Origin of the sequence: Coleofasciculus sp. G2-EDA-02 (genome assembly GCF_040226375.1) — a bacterium.
Lineage (GTDB): Bacteria > Cyanobacteriota > Cyanobacteriia > Cyanobacteriales > Coleofasciculaceae > Coleofasciculus.
On record NZ_JAVKEW010000144.1, the window covers coordinates 1 to 4,615 of the forward strand.

The 4,615-nt window shown below is 46.2% G+C and carries 5 protein-coding genes and 1 pseudogene; 3 read left to right on the forward strand and 3 right to left on the reverse strand.

The features are described from left to right. Positions 1-195, forward strand: a 195-nt coding sequence (locus RLO19_RS17075) for a hypothetical protein (protein WP_446358272.1), incomplete at its 5' end; no start/stop codon positions are given. Between the two features lie 69 nt (positions 196-264). Here RLO19_RS17075 and RLO19_RS17080 read toward each other — a convergent pair. Beyond that, positions 265-1,557, reverse strand: a complete 1,293-nt coding sequence (locus RLO19_RS17080; protein WP_446358274.1) for a DNA methyltransferase — start codon at positions 1,555-1,557, stop codon at positions 265-267. Positions 1,558-1,667: 110 nt separating this feature from the next. Between RLO19_RS17080 and RLO19_RS17085 the strand changes: the two genes are divergently transcribed. Both RLO19_RS17085 and RLO19_RS17090 read left to right on the forward strand, forming a co-directional pair. Next, positions 1,668-1,907 carry a helix-turn-helix domain-containing protein gene (locus RLO19_RS17085; RefSeq protein ID WP_446358276.1) on the forward strand — a complete coding sequence of 80 codons (240 nt, stop codon included), beginning with the start codon at positions 1,668-1,670 and terminating at the stop codon, positions 1,905-1,907. Then, a complete protein-coding gene (locus RLO19_RS17090; protein ID WP_446358278.1) occupies positions 1,888-2,493 on the forward strand; it encodes a restriction endonuclease in 606 nt (201 codons plus the stop codon). The genes RLO19_RS17085 and RLO19_RS17090 overlap by 20 nt, the downstream gene beginning before the upstream one ends. Positions 2,494-2,678: 185 nt before the next feature. On the opposite strand, the gene psbC is transcribed toward RLO19_RS17090, so the two are convergent. Together psbC and RLO19_RS17100 are read right to left on the reverse strand one after the other, a co-directional pair. After that, positions 2,679-4,040, reverse strand: coding sequence for a photosystem II reaction center protein CP43 (psbC, locus tag RLO19_RS17095; RefSeq protein WP_446358280.1), 1,362 nt, complete (start codon positions 4,038-4,040; stop codon positions 2,679-2,681). A 7-nt stretch (positions 4,041-4,047) separates the two neighbouring features. After that, positions 4,048-4,615: pseudogene (locus tag RLO19_RS17100) on the reverse strand (photosystem II D2 protein (photosystem q(a) protein)); the annotation flags it as partial.

Consider the following 4,615-nt stretch of genomic DNA (forward strand, 5'->3'; position numbering starts at 1 on the left):
GACATCTTTTTAAGGGAAAGAGGGGTGAAATGCTTTGTCTACCAAGCTTTTAAGCGGCTTGTCACCCCTTCAGGTTGTCCTCTCTTAATCGCCAAGGCTTTTGCTCATTGTTTTGTTAAGCAATATTTCGCCAGCAGCGTCCGCTACGCTAACGCACCATTGCCACCATATATGATGTACCTGCGTAAGTCCTGAGGGCATGGCATTGCCATGCCCCTACAACGAATTGATGCGGTAGGGACACTCTGATTATCGTGCCCTGATCTAGGTAAGCTTTGACCGATTATTAATTCCTGAGAAATCCAGTTCAGTTTGAATACCTAAAGCTTTCTTCTTACCCTTCCCTTGTGTTTTTACACACATCTGAGCTTTTTCTCTAACCGATTCTGAAGTCCAGAGTCCCTTCTCCCTCCTTACCTTCACTGTTTTGTTAGTAAACAGGCAATTATAACCCTCTCGAATCTGTTGTAAATAATCACGTTCCTGATCAAGTTTCTGGAAACGGCTTAAAATATCATCGACAGAACCAATCTCAATACCAAGCCAACGGCGATGTTTCATCTCTGCGACTACATAAGTTGTCCCTGCACCACCAAAGGGATCAAAAACAATATCTCCTTGATCAGATGCCATTTCAATAATCCGATCTATCAGTTTAATAGAAAGTTCATTCGCTCCTTCTCGCTGCTTATAACGCTTGTGTCTAACGGGTGGAATATCGTACCAGACATCGGTTAGATTGACACCTCTAGGATTCATTTTATGTTTATAGCCTCCGTAATCGCGCAACTCCCGATAACAGTGTGAGCATATCTCTAGCGGAAGCCTATCCGGATGAAAGGTTTTTGGCTTTTCCCCCTTACAATAGTAAAGCAGTGAATAATGGGAAGGATATAACCGTCCAGCAATAGTAAATCTGTATTTAATATCAACAGATATCCAGTGCCTAAACGTCAGGCGGTGATTCAGAAATCCAGATAGGTGACTATTCCACTTAGGCAGATTCCAGAGGAATAAACTACCCGCAGGCTTTAAGATGCGAATACATTCATTGAGCCAAGCTTCACACCACTCTAAATAATCAGATTTGTTTAAATTATCATCTATGCCTGAAGGATAGTTTTTGCTGAGATTAAAAGGGGGATCGGCAAAAACTAAATCAACCGTTTCTGCTTCCATGTCGCGCATCAAATCTAGGCAATTTCCCTGATATAACTGTCCATAATCAGTTTTGAACATTAATCTTGGCGTCGTTGTATCAGCAGGCAATGATGGACTATCAGTTTTAATAATTTCATAAATTTCTTCAGCCTTATTCTGTATGGCGGCAATGGTTTTCCGATCCAGACAACCCATTAACAACTTAAGTTTTAGGCGAGGAATATTTGTCACCGAACAAATTTTATCTAAATCTGTATCCGAAGGCAAAATTCTATTTTTATCGTAGTATCTAAGTCGTTCAACAGAAATACCTGTTTTAGACGCTAATTGCTTAATCGCGACTGAATCATCGGATTTGATACCGATGGCTTGAAACAATGGATAAGCGACAGACATGAGCCAAGTTTTCTCCGTTATGTCAATCAGACTGGGGTGAGGCTTTTGTAGCCTATAGGCAACTGCATCGTTCCGTCAACCAGGATACCCTCTAGTTTGGAGGATACACCGTGACGCCAGAAAAAGCATTTGGGAAGGTTCTTCAGCGTCTGAGGAAGGCAAAACGCCTTTCACAAGAAGAGCTTTCCTTCCGAAGTCAGCTTGACCGAACATTTATTTCTCGTCTGGAAGGGGGGCTAAGACAACCTACCCTATCAACGATTATCAAGCTTGCAGAGGCGCTTGGTGTGTCGGCTGCATCCATTGTGGCTGAAGTAGAAAACCTGCTGAATGAAGATAAACAGGACTGAATTTCTGATTAGAAAAGGGCAGTTTGCAGACACAGAGGAATTTGAGCAAGTCCTAGAAGAAGTTTATACTGCGATTCATGCAGTTCACTGGCCCCCAGGCAATAATCAGTTTATCCTGCGTGAGGAAAACAAGAAACATAAAAATGGTGTAAAACCGATAAAGGAAAGCTGTATAACTGTCCTAGATGAGCAGTTTGGCTGGCAACGGGAAAAACGTATGAAGATCATAACGAATGCTCGCCCTGGTCCAGTAGATGCGGTTAAAACACTCTCTAATGATAGACAATTCGTAGTTGAATGGGAAACAGGTAATGTATCCTCAAGCCACCGCGCTTTAAACAAAATTGCCATTGGACTCCTTCAACGGGCAATTGTTGGAGGCTTGCTTATTGTACCCTCACGGGAAATGTACCAGTGGTTGACAGACCGGATCGGTAATTTTCCTGAGATTGAACCCTATTTTCCCCTATGGCGTGCTGTCCCTGTTGAGGAAGGAATTTTAGCTGTCATTGAGGTAGAACATGATCGGACTTCGCCGTCTGTTCAACGTATCGAAAAAGGAACAGATGGGCGAGCTTTACGCTAACTGTTTCATCCGTCTTAACCCTCCCTGTCCGTAATTCCAACCAGAATACTAACCAACTCCTCTAAATATTATAGAGACGTTGTATACAACCGCTTGGAGAGAAGTTTTTGCTCTATAAAAAAGGCTCTTGCGTTTTAACAAGAGCCTTCAAGCCAATTAAGTTTTAGTGGATGAAATGAACCAATCTAGTCAAGGTCACCCATAAACAATACTGGCTCACTCTCACGGTCAATACCTTTTTCAAATCCAGCAACAGCCGCACGAGCGCGACCGGCGTGCCAGAGGTGACCGATCAAGAAGAAGAATCCTAAGATAAAGTGAGCCGCAGCCAACCATGCACGGGGGTTAACGTAGTTAAACCCGTTCATTTCCGTGATAATGCCACCAACGGAGTTGATAGAACCGTTCGGTGCATGGGTCATGTACTCAGCCGCACGGCGCAGTTGCCAAGGCTGAATATCATTTCTCAGCTTATCTACATCCAGTCCGTTAGGACCCCGTAGCGGCTCTAACCAAGGACCTTGGAAATCCCAGAAGCGCATGGTTTCACCACCGAAGATAATTTCTCCAGTTGGAGAGCGCATCAGGTATTTCCCTAGACCAGTAGGACCTTGAGCTGAAGCAATGTTTGCCCCTAACCGTTGGTCACGCGCTAAGAAGACGAAGGACTGAGCCTGAGATGCTTCTGCGTTGGTTGGACCATAAAATTCGCTGGGATAAGCGGTGTTATTGAACCAAACAAACGAAGCGGCGATAAAGCCCATCAGGGACAACGCACCTAAGCTGTAGGAGAGATACGCTTCTCCAGACCAGATAAAGGCGCGACGTGCCCAGCCGAAGGGCTTGGTGAGTATGTGGAAGATACCGCCAGAAATACAGATCAGACCGATCCAAATATGTCCGCCGATAATATCTTCCATGTTGTTGACGCCGATGATCCAACCTTCTCCACCAAAGGGAGAGCGGGTTAGATAACCGAAGATCACCGCCGGGTTCAGCGTTGGGTTAGTAATGATCCGCACGTCACCGCCACCGGGCGCCCAGGTATCATAAACACCCCCCACAAACATGGCTTTAATCACGAGCAGGAAAGCACCCAGACCTAAGACAATCAGGTGGAACCCGATGATTGTGGTCATCTTGTTCTTATCTTTCCAGTCGTAACCAAAGAAGGCGGAGTACTCTTCTAAGGTTTCTGGACCACGAACGGCGTGATAGATACCGCCCAGACCCAGAACAGCAGACGAAATGATGTGCAGCACCCCTACCACAAAGTAAGGGAATGTGTCAATCACTTCACCACCGGGACCTACACCCCAACCCAGGGTCGCTAGGTGAGGTAAAAGGATTGCGCCCTGTTCATACATGGGCTTTTCTGGAACAAAGTGGGCAACTTCAAACAATGTCATTGCCCCAGCCCAGAAGACAATTAATCCAGCATGGGCGACATGAGCCCCCAGTAATTTACCGGAGAGATTAATCAAACGGGCATTACCCGCCCACCAGGCAAAACCTGATGATTCTTGGTCGCGGTTTCCCGCCACCATGGAACTACTAGAGAGCGTTACCACGGGGTAGAACCTCCTCAGGGAATACAAACTTTTGGTGTGGTTGGTCTTGAGGCGCCAGCCAAGCCCGGACTCCTTCATTCAGGAGAATGTTCTTGGTGTAGAATGTCTCAAATTCGGGGTCTTCCGCCGCCCGGATTTCCTGGGATACGAAGTCATAGGCACGCAGGTTCACGGCTAAGCCAATCACACCCACTGAACTCATCCATAAGCCTGTCACGGGGACAAACAGCATGAAGAAGTGCAGCCAGCGCTTGTTGGAAAACGCAATCCCGAAAATCTGAGACCAGAAACGGTTCGCCGTTACCATTGAATAGGTTTCTTCGGCTTGGGTGGGGTTAAACGCCCGGAAGGTATTTGACCCTTCACCATCTTCAAACAAGGTGTTTTCTACCGTTGCACCGTGAATCGCGCAAAGCAGAGCTCCACCTAAGATACCCGCCACTCCCATCATGTGGAAGGGGTTGAGTGTCCAGTTGTGGAACCCTTGGAAGAATAGCAAAAAGCGGAAGATTCCGGCTACGCCAAAGCTGGGAGCAAAGAACCAAGAGGAT